Source organism: Micromonospora globispora (assembly GCF_003857015.1).
In the GTDB taxonomy this organism is placed as follows: domain Bacteria; phylum Actinomycetota; class Actinomycetes; order Mycobacteriales; family Micromonosporaceae; genus Micromonospora; species Micromonospora globispora.
The window spans coordinates 1-1,806 of sequence record NZ_QGGF01000360.1 but is presented as its reverse complement, the minus strand read 5'-3'; the positions used below and the strand labels follow the sequence as shown (position 1 = coordinate 1,806).

Here is a 1,806-nt window from a genome sequence, read left to right as displayed (position 1 = left end):
GCTCGTCCGGGGCGTGCCCGCCGGGCGGTGCGAGGACCGCGCCGTACCAGTAGACCCGGCCGTCGCCCGGGCGGCCGCCCGCACCGCCCGGTACGGCCAGCAACTGCGCAACCCCGCGGCGGTGGCCCTGCGGAACACCCTGCTGCGGCTCACCCCGTCCCGGCTGGCGCTGCGCGGCATGGCCCGGTACGCCGACTGGCAACCACCGCGCGACTGACGCGTGCCCACCCAGGGACACCCGGACCGGGCGAGGCGGACCGGCCGGTCAACCGGCTGACCTCAGCCCGCGGCGGCCAGGCGGGCGTACTCCAGGGAGGCCAGGAAGCGGGCCAGCAGCTCCGCCGTGCCGGGGGTGTAGGGCCGCCCGTCGAACAGCTCGTCGGCGGGGACGAAGACGATCGCGGCGCCCTCGCCTACCACCACGTCCTCTTGGCGGGCCCGGGTCGCGCCGCAGAAGTAGTGCTTCACCCGGTCCAGCTCGGGGAGCTCCTGGGTGGCGAACGGCCGCAACATGCCCTCGGGGCGCAGCCCGGTCTCCTCCCACAGCTCCCGGACCGCCGTCTCGTCGATCGTCTCCCCCGGCTCCCAGTGCCCGCCGGGCAGGCCCCACACGTTCGGGTGGTGCGGCGCGTGCTCGTCGCGGAGCTGGACCAGCAGCCGCCCGGCGCGGTCCACCAGCAGGACGCAGGCGATCGGGTGCATCCGGCCAACCTAGTACCCGACCTCGCCCGGCGCAGCCCCGACGGCCCACCGGGATGTGCCGGTCGGCCCTGTTCCTCCGGGCGCGGCGACCGCTCAATGGAGGTGGCAGCGCTGCGCAGGTCGGAGGAGGTTTCCATGGCCGCAACGGGTGACCGGCACCGCGCCGGGCTCTGGTACCGGCACGTGAGATGGATGTACCGGGGCGGTCGGCCGAACGCGCTGGCCCGCCTGATGAACCAGCTCTCGGCCGGCCAGTACGCGGCGGGGCTGGCGCCCCGGCACTGGGTGACGCTGGAGGTGCCGGGTCGGCGTACCGGCAGGCTGGTGGCGGTGCCCCTGGTGGTGGCGGATCACGACGGCGAGCGGTACCTGGTGGCGATGCTCGGTGAGCGCGCCAACTGGGTGGCCAACGTGCGCGCCGCCGGGGGCCGGGTGGTGCTGCGGCACGGCCGGCGGGAGGCGGTCCGGCTGGTGGAGGTGCCCGTCGCGGACCGCCCGCCGATCCTGCGCCGGCACCTGGCGCTCGCCCCGGGCGCCCGGCCGCACGTACCGGTGGACCGGCACGCCCCGCTGGCCGAGTTCGCCCGGATCGCCGACCGCTTCCCGGTCTTCCGGATCATCCCGGATCGGCCGCCCGCCGCCGACCGCTGACGGTCCCGCGGCTCAGTGCGCGCCGACCACCGAACGGGTCGCCGGCCGCTCGGGCCACGGACCGTACGTCCGCAGACCGATCTCGACCAGCCGCGCCCGGGTGGCCTCGTCGCAGAGGGCGCCGGCCAGCCCGGCCGCGTACGCGGTGGCCGGGTCGACGCCGAGCCGGGCGGCGAGGGCGTACTCGTCGGCGAGGGTGATGTCGAAGATCGCCGGGTCGTCGGTGGAGACTGAACAGCGCACCCCGGCCGCCGTGAGCACGGTCAGCGGGTGCGGCCGGTCGGGGCGCGCCACGCCGAGCCGCAGGTTGGACGTCGGCGTCACGTCCAGTACGACGCCCCGCTCGACCAGCTCGGCGACGAGGTCCGGGGCGTCGACCGCACGTACCCCGTGCCGGACCCGGACCGCTCCCATGGCGAGCACCTCGCGGACCGCCTCCGGGCCGGCGGCCTC

General features: G+C 76.6%; 2 protein-coding genes and 2 pseudogenes. 2 read left to right on the top strand and 2 right to left on the bottom strand.

Annotation, left to right across the window (positions count from 1 at the left end):
• A pseudogene (locus tag DKL51_RS17775) lies at positions 1-217 on the top strand (hypothetical protein); the annotation flags it as partial.
• Positions 218-279: 62 nt separating this feature from the next.
• Here DKL51_RS17775 and DKL51_RS17770 read toward each other — a convergent pair.
• Complete coding sequence (locus DKL51_RS17770; RefSeq protein ID WP_109944330.1) at positions 280-702, bottom strand: NUDIX domain-containing protein; 423 nt, start codon at positions 700-702, stop codon at positions 280-282.
• Between the two features lie 135 nt (positions 703-837).
• Between DKL51_RS17770 and DKL51_RS17765 the strand changes: the two genes are divergently transcribed.
• Entirely contained in the window at positions 838-1,353 is a 516-nt protein-coding gene (locus tag DKL51_RS17765) for a nitroreductase/quinone reductase family protein (protein WP_260428572.1), read from the top strand.
• A gap of 12 nt (positions 1,354-1,365) precedes the next feature.
• On the opposite strand, the pseudogene DKL51_RS17760 reads toward DKL51_RS17765, so the two are convergent.
• Positions 1,366-1,806: pseudogene (locus tag DKL51_RS17760) on the bottom strand (hypothetical protein); the annotation flags it as partial.

Bases quoted from the DNA above. Each gene is read 5' to 3' on its own strand.
- DKL51_RS17770 (WP_109944330.1), bottom strand. From the start codon at position 702: ATGCACCCGATCGCCTGCGTCCTGCTGGTGGACCGCGCCGGGCGGCTG.
- DKL51_RS17765 (WP_260428572.1), top strand. From the start codon at position 838: ATGGCCGCAACGGGTGACCGGCACCGCGCCGGGCTCTGGTACCGGCAC.